At 63.1% G+C, this 15,463-nt stretch carries 18 protein-coding genes and 4 tRNA genes; 5 read left to right on the forward strand and 17 right to left on the reverse strand.

The window, feature by feature from the left end; all coding sequences use genetic code 11:
* Nucleotides 1-90: 90 nt before the first annotated feature.
* From rplK to BJD99_RS07380, 10 genes are all read right to left on the reverse strand, one after another.
* Nucleotides 91-528, reverse strand: coding sequence for a 50S ribosomal protein L11 (gene rplK, locus BJD99_RS07335; RefSeq protein WP_084346142.1), 438 nt, complete (start codon nt 526-528; stop codon nt 91-93).
* 63 nt (nt 529-591) lie between these two features.
* On the reverse strand, nt 592-1,434 hold the full coding sequence (nusG, locus tag BJD99_RS07340) for a transcription termination/antitermination protein NusG (RefSeq protein ID WP_084346143.1): 843 nt from the start codon (nt 1,432-1,434) through the stop codon (nt 592-594).
* A 74-nt stretch (nt 1,435-1,508) separates the two neighbouring features.
* Nucleotides 1,509-1,973 (reverse strand): preprotein translocase subunit SecE, encoded by a 465-nt coding sequence (secE, locus tag BJD99_RS07345; RefSeq protein WP_084346144.1) that lies wholly within the window; start codon nt 1,971-1,973, stop codon nt 1,509-1,511.
* Between the two features lie 66 nt (nt 1,974-2,039).
* A tRNA-Trp gene (locus BJD99_RS07350) sits at nt 2,040-2,112 on the reverse strand.
* Nucleotides 2,113-2,308: 196 nt separating this feature from the next.
* Complete coding sequence (hadB, locus tag BJD99_RS07355; RefSeq protein ID WP_084346145.1) at nt 2,309-2,734, reverse strand: (3R)-hydroxyacyl-ACP dehydratase subunit HadB; 426 nt, start codon at nt 2,732-2,734, stop codon at nt 2,309-2,311.
* Nucleotides 2,721-3,206 (reverse strand): (3R)-hydroxyacyl-ACP dehydratase subunit HadA, encoded by a 486-nt coding sequence (gene hadA, locus BJD99_RS07360; RefSeq protein ID WP_179142253.1) that lies wholly within the window; start codon nt 3,204-3,206, stop codon nt 2,721-2,723. Before hadA ends, hadB begins: the two co-directional genes overlap by 14 nt.
* A gap of 157 nt (nt 3,207-3,363) precedes the next feature.
* Nucleotides 3,364-3,531 carry a 50S ribosomal protein L33 gene (rpmG, locus tag BJD99_RS07365; RefSeq protein WP_084346147.1) on the reverse strand — a complete coding sequence of 56 codons (168 nt, stop codon included), beginning with the start codon at nt 3,529-3,531 and terminating at the stop codon, nt 3,364-3,366.
* Nucleotides 3,532-3,615: 84 nt separating this feature from the next.
* Nucleotides 3,616-3,688: transfer RNA gene (locus BJD99_RS07370), tRNA-Met, on the reverse strand.
* An 82-nt stretch (nt 3,689-3,770) separates the two neighbouring features.
* Nucleotides 3,771-3,843 (reverse strand) — tRNA-Thr (locus tag BJD99_RS07375).
* Between the two features lie 149 nt (nt 3,844-3,992).
* A tRNA-Tyr gene (locus BJD99_RS07380) sits at nt 3,993-4,075 on the reverse strand.
* Nucleotides 4,076-4,230: 155 nt separating this feature from the next.
* Here BJD99_RS07380 and BJD99_RS07385 point away from each other — a divergent pair.
* Complete coding sequence (locus BJD99_RS07385; protein ID WP_084346148.1) at nt 4,231-4,731, forward strand: YajQ family cyclic di-GMP-binding protein; 501 nt, start codon at nt 4,231-4,233, stop codon at nt 4,729-4,731.
* 70 nt (nt 4,732-4,801) lie between these two features.
* Here the strand turns inward: BJD99_RS07385 and htpX are convergent, their stop codons facing one another.
* Together htpX and BJD99_RS07395 are read right to left on the reverse strand one after the other, a co-directional pair.
* Nucleotides 4,802-5,662, reverse strand: coding sequence for a zinc metalloprotease HtpX (htpX, locus tag BJD99_RS07390; protein WP_084346149.1), 861 nt, complete (start codon nt 5,660-5,662; stop codon nt 4,802-4,804).
* Nucleotides 5,663-5,735: 73 nt separating this feature from the next.
* Nucleotides 5,736-6,755, reverse strand: coding sequence for a polyprenyl synthetase family protein (locus BJD99_RS07395; protein WP_084346150.1), 1,020 nt, complete (start codon nt 6,753-6,755; stop codon nt 5,736-5,738).
* A 175-nt stretch (nt 6,756-6,930) separates the two neighbouring features.
* On the opposite strand from BJD99_RS07395, the gene BJD99_RS07400 reads away from it, so the two are divergent.
* Nucleotides 6,931-8,175, forward strand: a complete 1,245-nt coding sequence (locus BJD99_RS07400) for a geranylgeranyl reductase family protein (RefSeq protein WP_084346151.1) — start codon at nt 6,931-6,933, stop codon at nt 8,173-8,175.
* Between the two features lie 5 nt (nt 8,176-8,180).
* On the opposite strand, the gene BJD99_RS07405 is transcribed toward BJD99_RS07400, so the two are convergent.
* The 3 genes from BJD99_RS07405 to BJD99_RS07415 all read right to left on the reverse strand — a co-directional run bounded on the left by BJD99_RS07405 (nt 8,181) and on the right by BJD99_RS07415 (nt 10,542).
* Entirely contained in the window at nt 8,181-8,873 is a 693-nt protein-coding gene (locus tag BJD99_RS07405) for a demethylmenaquinone methyltransferase (protein WP_084346152.1), read from the reverse strand.
* 16 nt (nt 8,874-8,889) lie between these two features.
* Nucleotides 8,890-10,023 (reverse strand): glycosyltransferase family 1 protein, encoded by a 1,134-nt coding sequence (locus tag BJD99_RS07410; protein WP_218775710.1) that lies wholly within the window; start codon nt 10,021-10,023, stop codon nt 8,890-8,892.
* Between the two features lie 75 nt (nt 10,024-10,098).
* Nucleotides 10,099-10,542, reverse strand: a complete 444-nt coding sequence (locus BJD99_RS07415; protein WP_256895537.1) for a DUF3592 domain-containing protein — start codon at nt 10,540-10,542, stop codon at nt 10,099-10,101.
* Between the two features lie 64 nt (nt 10,543-10,606).
* Here BJD99_RS07415 and BJD99_RS07420 point away from each other — a divergent pair, with 64 nt between their 5' ends.
* Entirely contained in the window at nt 10,607-11,125 is a 519-nt protein-coding gene (locus BJD99_RS07420) for a DUF2505 domain-containing protein (RefSeq protein WP_084346153.1), read from the forward strand.
* Here BJD99_RS07420 and menD read toward each other — a convergent pair.
* On the reverse strand, nt 11,122-12,732 hold the full coding sequence (gene menD / locus BJD99_RS07425) for a 2-succinyl-5-enolpyruvyl-6-hydroxy-3-cyclohexene-1-carboxylic-acid synthase (protein WP_084346154.1): 1,611 nt from the start codon (nt 12,730-12,732) through the stop codon (nt 11,122-11,124). The genes BJD99_RS07420 and menD overlap by 4 nt on opposite strands.
* Nucleotides 12,733-12,851: 119 nt before the next feature.
* On the opposite strand from menD, the gene BJD99_RS07430 reads away from it, so the two are divergent.
* On the forward strand, nt 12,852-13,445 hold the full coding sequence (locus BJD99_RS07430; protein ID WP_084346155.1) for a flavin reductase family protein: 594 nt from the start codon (nt 12,852-12,854) through the stop codon (nt 13,443-13,445).
* Between the two features lie 62 nt (nt 13,446-13,507).
* Nucleotides 13,508-14,926 carry a DUF2252 domain-containing protein gene (locus BJD99_RS07435; RefSeq protein WP_084346156.1) on the forward strand — a complete coding sequence of 473 codons (1,419 nt, stop codon included), beginning with the start codon at nt 13,508-13,510 and terminating at the stop codon, nt 14,924-14,926.
* 48 nt (nt 14,927-14,974) lie between these two features.
* On the opposite strand, the gene BJD99_RS07440 is transcribed toward BJD99_RS07435, so the two are convergent.
* Complete coding sequence (locus tag BJD99_RS07440) at nt 14,975-15,421, reverse strand: hypothetical protein (RefSeq protein WP_084346157.1); 447 nt, start codon at nt 15,419-15,421, stop codon at nt 14,975-14,977.
* Nucleotides 15,422-15,463 lie beyond the last annotated feature (42 nt).

Raw genomic sequence — 15,463 nt, forward strand, 5'->3', positions numbered from 1 at the left:
TCCAATCGTTGGTTCAGAAGTGGTTGACGGGCCTGGCCGGCCCTACCACGTCGTACGGTGGTCAACTCCGGGTAGGAGCTGACGAGGAGGTCATCCCTCTACGGTGATACCCATCGAGCGAGCAGTGCCTGCGATGATCTTCGCGGCCTGATCGATGTCGTTGGCGTTCAAGTCTTCTGCCTTGGTCTTGGCGATCTCGCGCACCTGATCCATGGTCACCTTGGCGACCTTGGTCTTGTGCGGCTCGCCCGAACCCTTGGCTACGCCTGCTGCTTTGAGGAGCAGTTTGGCTGCCGGAGGAGTCTTGAGCTTGAAGTCGAACGTGCGGTCTTCGTAGACCGAGATCTCGACCGGCACGACGTTTCCGCGCTGCGACTCCGTCGCTGCGTTGTACGCCTTGCAGAACTCCATGATGTTGACGCCGTGCTGACCCAGCGCGGGACCGACGGGAGGGGCCGGGTTGGCCATTCCTGCCTGGATCTGGAGCTTGATAATCCCGGCTAGCTTCTTCTTCTTCTTCGGGGGCATTTCTTTTTCCTTGTATTCGCTCGGGTTTCTTGCGGTTGCTACTGCAAGTTGTGAGGAGGCCGGCTAGATCTTGGCGACCTGGGTGAAGCCGAGTTCGACCGGAGTCTCTCGACCGAAGATCGACACCAGAACCTTGAGCTTCTGCTGCTCGGCATTGACCTCGCTGATGCTGGCCGGAAGGGTCGCGAACGGGCCGTCCATCACGGTGACCGACTCGCCGACCTCGAAGTCGACCTCGATTGTCGGCTTCGAAGAGGACTCGCCCTGATCGCCGGACGTCTTCGAGTCCTTGGCGTCCTTCTTCGAGCCTTCCTGCGGCATCAGGAACTTGACGACCTCGTTGATGGTCAACGGGGAAGGGCGCGAGGTCGCGCCGACGAACCCGGTTACACCGGGGGTGTTACGCACCGCGCCCCAGGACTCGTCGTTCAGTTCCATGCGGACCAAGATGTAACCCGGCAGAACCTTACGGTTGACCTGCTTGCGCTGGCCGTTCTTGATCTCGGTGACCTCTTCGATCGGAACCTCGACCTGGAAGATGTAGTCGCCGACGTCAAGGTTCTGAACTCGGGTTTCGAGGTTGGCCTTGACCTTGTTCTCGTACCCTGCGTACGAGTGGATGACGTACCAGTCGCCGGGGGCGCGCCGCAGCGCAGCCTTCATCTCCGCAACTGGATCCTCGGGTTCTGCAGAGATATCGGCATCGACGGCTGAATCGACGTCGTCACCTTCGGCTGGAACCTCTTCTGAGACCTCTTCACCGGCGGCTGCCGCGACGTCGGCCTTGATGGCTTCGTCGGTCTCGCGGTCCTGAGCGGCCTGCTCCGCTTCGAGGCCCTGCTTGGTCGCCTCGACATCGGCGTCGAATGCGGCCACTTCGGTGGCGTCGTTGTGCGGCGTGCTCACAGCAGCACCCTTTCTTTCGTTTCGTGCGTGTCGGCGGTCGTCGACCTGGTCGTCGCAGTGTTGGTCGTGAAGTTTCAGCCGAACAGCCAGCCGATACCCTTTATGAACGCCAGATCCGAGCCGCTGATGAACGCAACCATGAACACCACGAACGCGAGCACTACCGAGGTGTAGGTGACCATCTGCTTGCGGTTCGGCCAGATGACCTTTCGCAACTCGGCGATGACCTCACGGAGAAACTTACGCAAGCGCTTGAAGATATTCATGCGCTTCGGCTGACGAGTTCTGTCAGCACGAGTGGAAATCTTGGCTGTCGCCGACTTGGTGACGGAGACCTTGCCGGAGGATGCTCCATCGGCAGACTCTGCATCCGACGCCATGCGCGTCCGACGAGTTGTTCGCTTGCCGGTCGGCCGGACCGCTGCTGTCGAATCGGCTGCACCCTCGGTGGCAGCTCGGTCGGCGGTGCGGGCCGCGGCGTCGTCGGGCGTCGACGAGTCCTCGGACTGGTCGTCGCGCTTTCCGCGCTCCTCGCTCACCGTCGTTCCTCTCAGTAGCTGACACCATTGCAGCTCCCGCCGACGGCGGGAGACGAGCAACATGGGCAGGGGCGACAGGACTTGAACCTGCAACCTACGGTTTTGGAGACCGTTGCTCTACCAATTGAGCTACGCCCCTTCGGTACTACCCGCACGCGGGTGGAACCGTCCTGGAATTACACAACACTGCATCACACAACATACGCGCTGACCCTGGACTTTCGAAATGATAGCCATGGCAGCGCGCAGCGCTGAGTAACCCCAGAAATCTCAGTGTACTGCACGGCGTGTAAACCCTGAAATCCCTGCGCGGGATCAGCGGATCTACAGGCCGGTTACGCCAGACGAACGGTCGCAGTCGCCCGTCCGAAGATCTTCTTGCCCTCGAACTTCGCGGTGATCGCGATGACTGCCGACTTGGACTCCGCATCGACCGATTTGACCTTGCCGGTGTATTCCACGGACGCGGCCGAATCTGCCGGAACGTACACCGAACTGGTGAAACGAACGTTGTACTCGGTGACCGCACCTGGATCGCCGAGCCATGCTGTCAAAAAACCCGCCCCGAGACCCATCGTCAACATGCCGTGCGCGATCACATTGTCCAACCCGGCGAGCTTGACGACCTCGTCGCTCCAGTGAATCGGGTTCGGATCTCCGGACACCCCGGCGTAATTGACCAAGTCCCCACGGGTGAGTTTGACGATCCGATCGGGAAGTTCCTCACCGACCGTGACATCGGCAAAACTACGAAGCGCCATGCATGATCACGTCCTTCACTGCGTGGGCGATGTTCTCGTCGACTTCGCCTCCCGTACGGGCCACCAGGGTCGTCCAGGTGGTCTGTACGAGTTCGCCGTGTTGGTCCGTGACGATGTTCTTCGTCGTGATGATGTCGCTACCACTCATCTGACGGAAAGATTCGAGGTGCACATCGCACGTGAGCTCGTCCCCGACCTGGATCGCCTTGTGAAACTGCAGACGCTGATCGGTCTGAAGAATCTGACTCGGGTCGTAACCGGTGATGATCTCTCTGAACATCTTCGACTGCGCGATGATGCCGACGAGAGAGATGAAGGTCAGCGGGGCCAGCAGGCCGTCGTAGCCGAGTGCCTTGGCAGCATCCTCGTCATGGTGCGCCGGATGCAGATCCTGAACGGCGCGGGCATACTCCCGCACCTTTTCGCGACCGACCTCGTACGGGTGGTCCACCCTGTAGTGGTGGCCGACCATACCGGCAGCATGCGCGGCGGGATCTTGAACTGACTCAGTCACGCGGTATACGAACCTTTTCTACCCAGGACGCCGCAGACGTTAGGGTTCGAAGAGTAAGCCCAACGCGTGGCATCGACTCCGAACGAAGAAGAGCGGCCGGCGAACCGGCCGCTTCCTAACGAGATTCGCGGTGTGAGCGGTGCGTGCCGCAGTTCGGGCAGAATTTCTTCAGCTCGAGGCGATCGGGATCGTTACGACGGTTCTTCTTCGTGATGTAGTTGCGGTGCTTGCAAACCTCGCAGGCCAAGGTGACCTTGGGCCGCACATCGGTGGAGGAGGCCACTGGACGCCTACTTTCGGGTAAATCTGATCCGGTTAATCAGGACTGTGCTTACTTCTGGTGCTGCGTGTATCTGGTCTTCTTGTGTAGCGGTGACCGGACTTGAACCGGCGACGCAACGATTATGAGTCGTTTGCTCTACCAACTGAGCTACACCGCCTCAGGTGCTCACCCCTACACCTTCTCACTTCCGAGTATGTAACCGAAAGTAAGGGTGCCGACGCGAACCATCCAACCCAGCGAGCCCCCTAACGGAATCGAACCGTTGACCTTTTCCTTACCATGGAAACGCTCTACCGACTGAGCTAAGGGGGCGTGGCACCAAGCACGGCAAGCCGTGCACTGAAGCCTTCAAGAGGTTACACATTCCTAGCGTCGAGTACCAAATTGCATGCTCAGCGCCGGTGAAACGTAACTCTTCAAGTAGAAACCCCAGCGAGTCGAAACTCGCTGGGGCTCCTGGGTGGCAGATGTAGGATTCGAACCTACGTAGGCATACGCCGACGGATTTACAGTCCGCTCCCATTGGCCGCTCGGGCAATCTGCCGTGCTTGCACCAAAGAGATTCGCTCTCCTCGATGCGGTTTGAAGAATACAACGAACGTGCCCCTCGAACGCAAACCGGGTGCATAGAGGCCATGCAAACGGGCTAACGTCGGGGTAAGTGCCTTGCGCAATTCGATTCGACACAGGAGTAGTCAAGTGGCAGATTCGTCCTTCGATGTGGTGAGCAAGGTCGACCGTCAGGAGGTCGACAACGCAGTAGGACAGGCGGCGAAGGAGCTGTCGACGCGCTTCGATTTTCGCGGCTCGGATACGACGATCGAGTGGTCGGGCAGCGGCGAATCCGAAGTGATCGTCATCACGTCCGAGAGTGAAGAAAAGGTCAAGGCAGCGCTCGACGTGTTCAAGGAAAAGTTGATCCGACGCGACGTCTCACTCAAGGCGTTCGAGGCCAACGACCCGTCGCCATCCGGCAAGATCTACAAGGTCACCGGCAAGCTGGTACAGGGAATCACCACCGAGAACGCCAAGAAGATCACCAAGAAGATTCGCGACGACGGGCCCAAGGGCGTCAAAGCGCAGATTCAAGGGGACGAACTTCGCGTCAGCAGCAAGAAGCGTGACGATCTGCAAGCCATTCAGTCGATGCTCAAGGGCGAGGACTTCGGCATCGCATTGCAGTTCGTCAACTACCGGTAGGTGATCGACGGGGCTTGATACGACGTAGGTGGGTAAGACATGAGCTGAGGCTCACTTTCCACCTACGTCGTCAGCCGCCCATCGCCATCCGCTCGAGTCGCTCGATCCGGTCAGCCATCGGCGGGTGAGTCGAGAAGAGCCGTCCGACCTTCTCTCCCGCTCTGAACGGGTTCGCGATCATCAGGTGCGACTCCGCGGCTATCCGCGGTTCAGGCGGCAATGGGGCGGCCGCAATGCCGCGCTCCAACTTGCGCAGCGCCGATGCCAACGCGAGCGGATCACCGGTGAGCTCGGCGCCCGACTGATCGGCCTGATACTCCCGCGACCGCGACACCGCGAGCTTGACGACGGTTGCCGCGATAGGTCCCAGCAACGAGACGAGTACGATCGCGATCGGATTGGTGCCCCCGTTTCCGCGGCCGCCGAACATGGACGCGTACAGCGCAAAATTCGCAAGACCGCTGGCCACTGCGGCCATCGCCCCTGCGACTGAAGAGATCAGGATGTCCCGGTTGTAGACGTGAGAAAGCTCATGTCCCAGAACGGCTCGGAGTTCACGTTCGTCGAGGATCGCCAGGATTCCGGTGGTACAGCACACTGCCGCGTTCCTCGGATTGCGGCCCGTGGCGAACGCATTGGGACTGTTGGTGGGACTGATGTACAGCGCCGGCATGGGCTGATGCGCGGTGGTGGCGAGCTCGAGCACGATCTTGTACATGGCGGGTGCCTCGAGCTGAGTCACCGGCTGGGCATGCATCGATCGCAGCGCGAGCTTTGCACTGTTGAAATAGACGTAGCCGTTCATTCCGACGGCAAAGACGATCGAGCCGAAGAGTATGACCGGGCTCCGAAACAGTGCACCGATGAATACGATCAGCGCGGACATCGCGACCAGCAGCCCGAACGTCTTTGCCCCGTTTGCGAAGCGCAATGGTGCCTCTTCCTCGAGTGTCGTGGTTGTTCACTGTGAGAACGTCCACGACACTCGACAAGGTTCCCTGCGGTCAGCCCACTCGCTCGACGGTGTAGTGGACCAGGCGTCCCAGCGCGTCGTTCGCGGCACCCTGTGGGAGCTTCGCCAGCTCGGCATAGGCCTTGTCGGCGAACTCTTCCAGTGTCGCTTTGGCCTTTGCCATTCCTGGCGAGCGTTCCAACAATTGGAGTGCCTCCGCCAATTCGGCGTCGTCGGTGACCGGTCCGTCCAGCAGTACTCGAAGGCGGTCGCCGTCGACACCCTGCTCGGCGAGTGCGTAGAGCACAGGCAGAGTATGGACACCTTCGCGCAGATCGGTGCCGGGCGTCTTACCGGACTGCTCCGACTCCGAAGAGATGTCGATGATGTCGTCGGAGATCTGGAACGCCGTGCCTACGGCATCGCCCAGGCGTTCGAGGCCGGCGACATGGTCGCTGTCCCCGCCGGAGAACGTCCCACCGAACCTTCCGCACGCGGCGATCAAGGACCCGGTCTTCTCCCACACGACCTTGAGGTAATGCGCGACGGGATCCTGGTCCGCTTTGGCACCGATCGTCTCGCGCATCTGTCCGGTGACCAGCTCTGCGAACGTCTCGGCGATGATTCGAACTGCCTCGGGACCGAGCGTGGAGACCAGCCGCGACGCGTGCGCGAAGAGGTAGTCACCTGCCAGGATCGCGATGCTGTTTCCCCACCGCGCGTTGGCGCTCTCGGCGCCACGTCGCATCGAGGCTTCGTCCATGACGTCGTCGTGGTAGAGCGTGGCCAAATGGACGAGCTCGACGACCGTCGCCGCGGTCACCACTGCATCATCGGTCGGATTGGGTCCCAGCTGGGCAGTCAGCACGGTGAACAACGGGCGGAAACGCTTTCCACCGGCCCGCGCGAGATGCAACGCGGCCTCGGTGAGGAAGTCTTCGCCGTCGGACAGTTCCGAGATCATCAGATTCTCGACGCTGACCAAACCTTCGGCCACGGTTCGTGCAAGCTCTGGATCGACCAGATCCACCCCGGCAACGACCGTCGATCCGGCCGCGTCGTCTGTGCTCACGTTTGTTGGTCCTGTCCTCGGTGTCTTGATCGGATCTGAAAATCTCGTCTGCTAGTCGGCGCCCCCGGATACCCGCTACTACCGTAGTGAATCTAGTGCGCGCCGTAGCCACAAGGTGCTTCACCCCACGTCCGGGCGCGGTGGGCAGCGCCGCGGTCCACTGCATACTGGATCTGTGTCCACTACTGCGGAGTTTCCCACCGAAGCCGAAGTCCTGGTAATCGGCGCAGGCCCCGCGGGTTCTGCGGCGGCGGCCTGGGCGGCGCGCGCCGGTCGGCAGGTAGTTCTCGCCGACGCTGCGAAGTTCCCGCGTGACAAGACGTGCGGCGACGGCCTGACCCCACGTGCCATCGCCGAACTCGATCGACTCGGCCTGGGCGAGTGGGTCCGCGGACGCGTCGAGAACCGTGGTCTGCGACTGTCCGGATTCGGTCAGGAACTGCAGCTCGAGTGGCCGGGCGGCTCACTTCCGACGGTAGGCAGCGCAGTCCCCCGCTCGGAGCTCGACGACAGAATCCGTCGCACAGCGCTGGAGTCCGGCGCTCGAATGTTCGAAGGCGCCAAGGCGGTGTCGGTGGCGCAAAGCGGACGCGGTGTCGAGTCGGTCACCTTCGAGCACGGCGGTACCGAACGTACTCTCACATGCAAAACGCTGATCATCGCCGACGGCGTTCGGTCCTCACTCGGTAGGAAGCTGGGCCGCGAGTGGCATCGGGACACCACGTTCGGGGTCGCCGCTCGCGCCTACATTTCCTCCGGCCGAAGCGAAGACCCATGGATTTCCTCACATCTCGAGCTGCGCGACGGCGAGGGAGTGCTGCAACCGGGCTATGGCTGGATCTTCCCGCTCGGCACCGGCGAGGTGAACATCGGTGTCGGCACGCTGGCGACGGCCAAGCGGCCTGGGCCGGGCGCACTGCGTCCGCTGCTGGATCTCTACACCGAGCAGCGTCGCGCAGACTGGGGACTGACCGGCGACCTTCGGGCGGTGGCGTCGGCCCTGCTGCCGATGGGTGGCGCGGTGTCCAACGTCGCAGGAAAGAACTGGGCGATCATCGGCGACGCGGCTGCCTGTGTGAATCCGCTCAACGGTGAAGGGATCGACTACGGGCTCGAAGGTGGACGCTTGATCGCGGACATGCTCGACGAGAACGACCTGAGCGAGGCGTGGCCCGCGCTGCTGCGCGAGCATTACGGGCAGGCATTTTCCATAGCCCGCCGACTCGCAGGCCTACTCACCGTCCCCCGGTTCCTACCGGCAACGGGACCTATCGGCATGCGTTCGACAGCTCTGATGAAGATCGCGGTACGGGTGATGGGAAACCTCGTCACCGAAGCCGATTCGGACCTCGTTGCACGTGCGTGGCGCGCGTCGGGCAGCGTGTCACTGAAAGCCGATTCCCGACCGCCGTTCAGCTGAGGTGATCAGCGAACGGCACGGTGCAGAGCCACGACCCCACCGGTCAGGTTCCGCCACTGCACGTTCGACCAACCGCTGTCGGCGATGCGCGTCGCGAGTTCGTCCTGCGTGGGCCATGCCCGGATCGACTCGGCCAGGTACACGTACGCGTCTGGGTTGCTCGAGACCGCCCGAGCGACTGCGGGAAGCGCTTTCATCAGGTATTCCATGTAGACCGTGCGGAACGGCCGAAAGACCGGCGTCGAGAATTCGCAGACGACGAGCCTTCCGCCGGGCTTGGTGACGCGGGCGATCTCACGTAGTCCGGCCTCGAAATCCGAGACGTTGCGCAGGCCGAAAGAAATGGTTGCTGCGTCGAAGCTCGCGTCGGCGTACGGCAGGTGCATCGCGTCACCCGCCACCATTGGGACCGGACGACCGGAACCTGCCTGCAGCATCCCCTTCGAGAAGTCGGTGGCGACGCACCACGCACCACTGCGAGCGAGTTCGACCGTCGACACCCCGGTCCCGGCAGCGAGATCGAGGACTTTCTCGCCCGCTTTCAGGTTCAGCGCGGCGCGCGTGGACTTCCGCCAGCTGCGGTCCTGACCGAAGGACAGCACGGTGTTGGTGATGTCGTAGCGACGGGCGACGCCGTCGAACATCGATGCGACCTCGTGTGGGTCCTTGTCGAGCGTTGCACGCGAACTTGTAGGCACGTCTCGAGCTTACGGGTCACGCCGTTCGGAGCGCGGCCCGGTTTTCCCAACCGAGGACCTCGTAGTAGTGCTCGAGAAGTTCCTCGCAGATCACGGGCCAGGTGCGGTGCAGCACTGACCTCCGGGCCGCCTCACCGAACCGGGCTCGCATCCTCGGCGACGCGAGTGCCGACACCGCGCTCGGAAGGAGTTCCGCGAACCGGTCCACCGGCAGCAGATATCCGTTGCGGCAGTGCGTGATCAGGTCTCGTGGTCCACCTGCGTCGGGTCCGATGACGGGGATTCCACTGGCGAGGGCTTCTTGGACCGCCTGACAGAACGTCTCGTGTTCGCCTGGGTGAACGAAGATGTCGAAGCTCGCGAACGCCTGGGCGAGCTCTTGGCTGCCGAGCTGCCCGGTGAAGATCGCCGACGGCATCAGCTTCACGAGCGCACCCCGCTCCGGACCGTCACCGACGATCACGAGTTGGGTGGACTCGCTCAGCGAGGCGAGCCGCTCGAGGTGCTTCTCCGGTGCAAGCCTTCCGACGAACCCGACGATGAGCTTGCCATCCGGTGCCCACTGTCTGCGTAGTCCTTCTCGGCGAGCGGACGGTGCGAACCGGACAGCGTCGACGCCTCGGGCCCATCGATGCACCCGTGGCACACCGTGCTGTTCCAGCGCCTGGACCGCAGACGAGGACGGCGCCAGCGTCCGCGCCGCACCGCGGTGAACCCGACGTGTCCACCGCCACACAGCTTTCGACGTCAGGCCGAGCCCGTAGCTTTCGGCGAACCCTGCGACATCGGTCTGGTAGACCGCGACCGAGGGAACTCCCAGCCGTTTGGCGGCCGCCATCCCGCCCGCGCCGAGGACGAACGGCGATGCGAGATGCACGACGTCGGGGCCGAACCCGCGCAGAGCCGCCGTCAGGGAAGGCCCCGGCACGCCGACGGGGAGCGAGCTCACCCTGGGCACCATGACGGCCGGCACCCGGTGAACCGGGGTTCCCCCGTACAGAATCGCTGCCCGGGGGCCCGACGGGTTGTCCGGCGCGATGACCATGGCGTCGTGGCCGGTTCGTTCGAGATGCTCGAGCACTCTGAGCACCGAGTTGGTGACGCCGTTCATGTTGGGTAGGAACGATTCCGCAACGATGGCTACTCGCACGATCCTCAGTGTGGGGAGCGTCTTCGACTGTCAGGGAGCGTCGACGTTACGGGCGAGCGAAGTTCGTCCGAACGGTTACCGATGGGCTTGTTCACGCCTACGAAGGATCAGTTGTGCCGGACCGGCAATCAGCCAGGTCACGACGATGACCGACGCGGCCGGGATGATTGCCACGCTCGCATCGCGACCGGATACGCGCACGAGATCGGGATCGGCCTTGTTGTATTCGACGTCGATTCGTTGTCCGGCAATCAAATTGGTCGGATAGAGCACACCCAGTTGCGGATTGTGGGTGACCCCGTCGGGGGTGATGAAGCTGACCGCAGAGCGAAGTCTGCCTGCCGAGAGGACCTCGGCCGTCGCCGTTCCCTCGTCGGAGGTGATCGTTCGATCGTTCTGCCACGCCGCGACGACCAGAAGAAACGCCAACACGGAAATTCCGATTGCGACGACGAGAACCGAAATCCGCGTACGCGCCAACCCCTTGTTCGGTTCGTCGGCACTGTCTGGGGCGTCCACGTCGATAGAGGTTACTTCCCGAGTTCGACGCACAGGTGGGCGCCTGACGGTAGCCTCTGCTGACATGTCGCGCGACTTCGAGTTCACCATTTCCTCCGAGCACACTCCCGCCCAGGTCTACCAGGCACTGACCAGCGAGGAGCAGTGGATGGCCAGGTTCGCCAAGGCCGAGAAGACCGAGGGATACCAGCTGACCAGTCACGAGGACGGCGGTCTGACGGTGGACATCTCGGAAGAAGTCGGCGTGACCGAGCTACCGGCATTGGTCAAGAAGGTCATCAAGGGCACCCTGCTGATCACCCGGTCCGACCATTGGGGCCCGCTGCAGGGCGACCACGCGGACGGCACCTTGACGGGCGGATCGTCTTCACTCCCAGCCAAGGTCGCAGGCACGTTGGCTCTCCGGCCTGCGGGCACCGGGGCGAAGCTGACTGTCAAGGGCAGCTCGACGGTCAAGATTCCACTCATCGGCGGCAAGATCGAGTCGCTCGTCAACGACATGATCAAAGACATCATCGACACCGAAACCCAGGAAACCATCGATTGGGTTGCGGCACAGAAAGATCCAAACGACACCCCCTAGAGGCGAGCGCGAATCCCCGCGTGCAACTCCCGTAGCCCCGAACGCTCGGTGGTGACCTCGAGGACGCGAATGCCATCGGCATTGCCCTCCAGCAGAACGGCAAGCTCCGCCGTGTCGACACTGCGATGCGGGATGCGGTACGCCGCGCACAACGCCGCCAGATCCATGCCGTGAGGAGTTCCGAACACTCGCTCGAACGCACCGGCGTACTGCGGATCCCCCTGCTCGAGAAGTTCGAAGATGCCACCGCCGTCGTCGTTGGCGACGACGATCGTCAGATCCCTCGGCCGTGGCTCCCCCGTACCGATGAGCAGGCCGGAAGCGTCGTGGAGAAAAGTCAGGTCGCCGAGAAGCGCAATCGTGCGACCCCCGCCCGCCAGCGCCGCCCCGACAGCCGTCGAGACCGTGCCGTCGATTCCCGCGACCCCACGGTTGGACAACACGGAAATGCCTTCGCTCGGATAACTCACCAGGGCCGCGTCGCGAACCGGGTTCGACGCCCCCAACAGCAACCGATCGCCGACGCGCAGCGAGGACATCACCGTTGCCGCGACGTGAAGTCCCGTCGGCTTGGGATGCGCATCGAGCTGATCTCGGACAGCGTGGTCCGCTGTCTCGGACAGCGTCGCGCAACGCTCCAACCAAGCTGCCCTCGGCGTCCCCGACACGAGCGCGCGGGTGCCGGTGGCAAGGACGTTGCCGGACACGTCGGGCCACCGCGGACCCGTCGTCAAGGCGAAGACGTCGACAGCCGGATCGGCCAGCACTTTCGAGACGGTTCGATGCAGTGTCGGACGCCCGGTGATGATCACCTGACGCGGCTTCAGCTGCGACAGGGCCATCGGATGCAGAGGGACGCCATGCAAGGGAGCCGTCGGTTCCGCGACCGTCGGCAGTCCTGCCAGTTCGGGCCGCAGGGCTGCGCCGTGACCGGAGACGACGATCGTGTCCACGGTGAGATCGATGTCGACCGGCACATCGAGGGTCGCTTGCTGGGTCGTCGTCCAGGCTGCGCCGTCGGGACGTCCGAGAGCGGCGGGCTCGCGGTCGCCGATATCGGGCACCAAAGGTTCACGTAGCGGAATGTCGAAATGCACCGGACCGGCGTTGCCCGATCGAGTTCCACGCGCCGCCGCCAGCACCCTGCACACCGCGCTGCGCCACTGACTGTTCTGTCCGGACCCGTCCTCGGCCAGACCCAGGCTGACCGTCGCCCGCACCTGACTGCCGAAAAGCCCCAGCTGCTCGATGGTCTGATTCGCGCCGGTGCCGAGCATCTCGTAGGGACGGTTCGCACTCAGCACGATCAGCGGCATCCGCGCATAGTTCGCTTCGAGAACGGCAGGCCCCAGATTGGCGACCGCGGTTCCGGAAGTCATGACCACCGGAACGGGACGACCCCCGGCCAGAATCAACCCGATCGCAAGGAATCCCGCGGTTCTCTCGTCGATCCGCATGTGCAGCCGCAACAAGCCTGCAGCGTCGGCTTCCTGTAGCGCGAACGCGAGCGGAGCATTACGCGAGCCCGGGCACAGCACGACCTCACGAACACCACCCCGAACCAGCTCGTCGACGACGGCGGTGGCCTGAGCACTGGACGGATTCACGTCTCCAAGGTTGTCAGATTCGACGCGGTGCGGCGTATTCGGCCCAGTCTTCGAATCCCAGGCCGGCCTTTCGAATAACCGATGCCGTCTGCTCCGAAGTCCTTTGACACGATGAACCGATGCGTACAGTCTTCCATCCGTCCGAAATGCCCCCGAGCGGCTTCTATCGCGTGCTCACCGCCTCGGTCGTGCCGCGACCCATCGCCTGGGTGTCGACACTGTCGTCGGAAGGCGTGGCGAACCTCGCTCCCTACAGCTTCTTTTCGGTGTCCTCGGCCAACCCGCCGGTGGTGCAATTCACCTCCGTAGGCCGAAAGGACAGCCTGCGGAACATCGAGGCAACGGGCGAGTTCGTGATCAATCTCGCAACCGAACCGCTCATGGAACAGGTGAATGCGTCGTCCGCCGACTACGAACACGGCGTCAGTGAACTGGACGAACTCGGCATCTCGCACGAGCCCAGCGAGAAAGTCTCGCCCCCTCGCGTCGCCGAATCACCGATAGCCATCGAGGCGACCCTGCATCGGATCATCGAAGTGGGTGACTCCTTCGTCGTCATGGGCAACGTCGTCGCCGTCGCCGTGCGCCCCGAATTCCTCGCCGAAGACGGCCTGCCGTCGTTCGCCGACATCGCCCCACTCAGCAGGCTCGGCCGAACCGAATGGGGGCTCCCACCTCAGGTGCGCTCGATCGATCGCCCCACGCGCCCCTGACGCCGCCGCCCCGCTGCACGACCTGACCGATCTCCGAGACAGCCAGGTCCTAGAGTTCACCTATGCCCAACGCTCCCCATGGCCACGCCGTCGTCGCCGGCATCGGCGAGGACGACAAACGGTCTTTCGCGACGTTGAGGGCTCGTCCGACGCCGAGGGCCGAGCGATACGAGCTCGGTCGAAGCCTGCGCGAGAAGGTCTCCCGCGAATCGATGGGCGACTGGACCGCGCCCCCCGATCGACCGGATCCGATCCGGCAGATCGAGTTCTCCCACGACGGTCGCATCGACTGGCTGATACCGGTGCGCGTCGAGCGAATGGCCGAGTCTCCGTACGGGTTCCTCCGCGGGACTGCGATCGTCATGGCACGAGACGTCGCACTGTTGCCGTCCACGGGAATCACGCCGATCATCAGCGGGGACTCGCACCTGGGCAATTTCGGGTTCTACGCTTCCCCCGAACGCGACCTGGTGATCGATCTCAACGATTTCGACGAGGCACACCCGGGCGGCTGGGAATGGGATCTACGACGCCTCGCCGCGAGCATCTGGGTGGCAGGGCGGCAGAACGGCCGCAGCGAATCCCAATGCGAGGAGGCGGTAGCTGCCTGCGTCCGCGCCTACCGACTCGAAGTGTCGAGACTGGCCGACGAACCACTGATGTCGCGGTCCTTCCAACGCTTGACGGCCGAAAGGCTCCAGGCCGACGCCACCGAAGGGTCGTTGCGCAAGGAAATCAAACGGGCATCGAAGAAGGCACGGCGAAGTACCAGCGACCGTGCGCTCCCCCGATTCACCTTCGAACACGAGGGGCAGCGCCGCCTGGTCGAGGAGCCACCGATCACCACGCGCATCCCCGCCCGCGACGAAGAACTTCTCGCCCAAGGACTCGACGAGTACCTGGCCACCCTGTCCCCGCATTGGCGACGCGTGCTCGGCGGATACACGTTGATCGACGTCGCGCATCGCGTCGTCGGCGTCGGCAGTGTGGGCCTACGCGCCTACGTGGCACTCCTGGAAGGCAGCAGTCCCGACGACGTCGTGTTCCTCCAACTCAAGCAGGCACGACGCTCGGTCCTGGCCCCCTATGTCCACGGTGAGTCCGCGTGGCACGCACATCAGGGCCAACGCGTCGTGGAGTACCAGCAGGATCTGCAGACCGTGAGCGATCCGCTGCTGGGGTGGACGACCATCGACGGGCGCCAGTACTACGTGCGACAGTTCCGCAACATGAAGGGCACCATCGACCTGTCCTCGATCGACGCCCCTGCGCTCGTCGACTACGCAGGTGTCGTCGGCAGATTGCTGGCGAAAGGTCACGCCCGAACCAGCGGGGCGTCGATGATCGCCGGATACGTGGGTAAATCCGACGTTCTCGATGTGGCACTTTCCAGATTCGCGCGGCTGTACGCCGATCAAACCGAGGCTGATCATGCACTGCTGCTGCAGGCGATCAAGAACGGTCGCCTCACAAGCAGGTGAAGGGGATACGTCCTTGCGAACGTATCCCCTTCACCCGAAACGAAGTGCCTAGCCTGCGTACTTGGTGACCAGGTCACCGACGCGCGGCAACGCCTCGGCAACATTCTTCTTCGCCGAGCCACGAAGGCTCCCGTAGAACTTCTTCACCACGCTCTTGTCCGTCTCATCGATACGCTCATCCGTGACCGCCAGCAGCGCGTCCGATGCCTGATCCGAGTTGGCGACGAGATAGTCCGAGAACGACCCCACCGGAGCAGCATTGTACGACTGCCACAGCGGCTCCAACTTGTCCACGAACTCGGGCCACAACTGTTCGACGGCCCGCTCGATGTACGACGGGCCGACCTTCTTGACCGCCCCATAACCGCCCTTGACGGCCAAGCCGCTCGCGCCCTTCTTGTCCGACACCTCCGCGTCGATCAAAGCCAAGACATCACGCACCACAACATCGCGCTTGGACTCGTCGAGCAACGATTCCTTCAGTGCAGCAACCACTTCGAAATTCCTCCCAGATCTTCACGTTCGGCGAACGACGTG

Origin of the sequence: Rhodococcus sp. 1163 (assembly GCF_002091985.1) — a bacterium.
Classification (GTDB): Bacteria; Actinomycetota; Actinomycetes; order Mycobacteriales; family Mycobacteriaceae; genus Rhodococcoides.

What these genes read in the sequence shown, in the direction of transcription:
- rplK (WP_084346142.1), bottom strand. Translation starts at nt 528, where the DNA reads ATGCCCCCGAAGAAGAAGAAGAAGCTAGCCGGGATTATCAAGCTCCAG.
- hadB (WP_084346145.1), bottom strand. Translation starts at nt 2,734, where the DNA reads ATGGCGCTTCGTAGTTTTGCCGATGTCACGGTCGGTGAGGAACTTCCC.
- hadA (WP_179142253.1), bottom strand. Translation starts at nt 3,206, where the DNA reads ATGGTCGGCCACCACTACAGGGTGGACCACCCGTACGAGGTCGGTCGC.
- BJD99_RS07420 (WP_084346153.1), top strand. Translation starts at nt 10,607, where the DNA reads ATGTCGCGCGACTTCGAGTTCACCATTTCCTCCGAGCACACTCCCGCC.
- BJD99_RS07430 (WP_084346155.1), top strand. Translation starts at nt 12,852, where the DNA reads ATGCGTACAGTCTTCCATCCGTCCGAAATGCCCCCGAGCGGCTTCTAT.
- BJD99_RS07435 (WP_084346156.1), top strand. Translation starts at nt 13,508, where the DNA reads ATGCCCAACGCTCCCCATGGCCACGCCGTCGTCGCCGGCATCGGCGAG.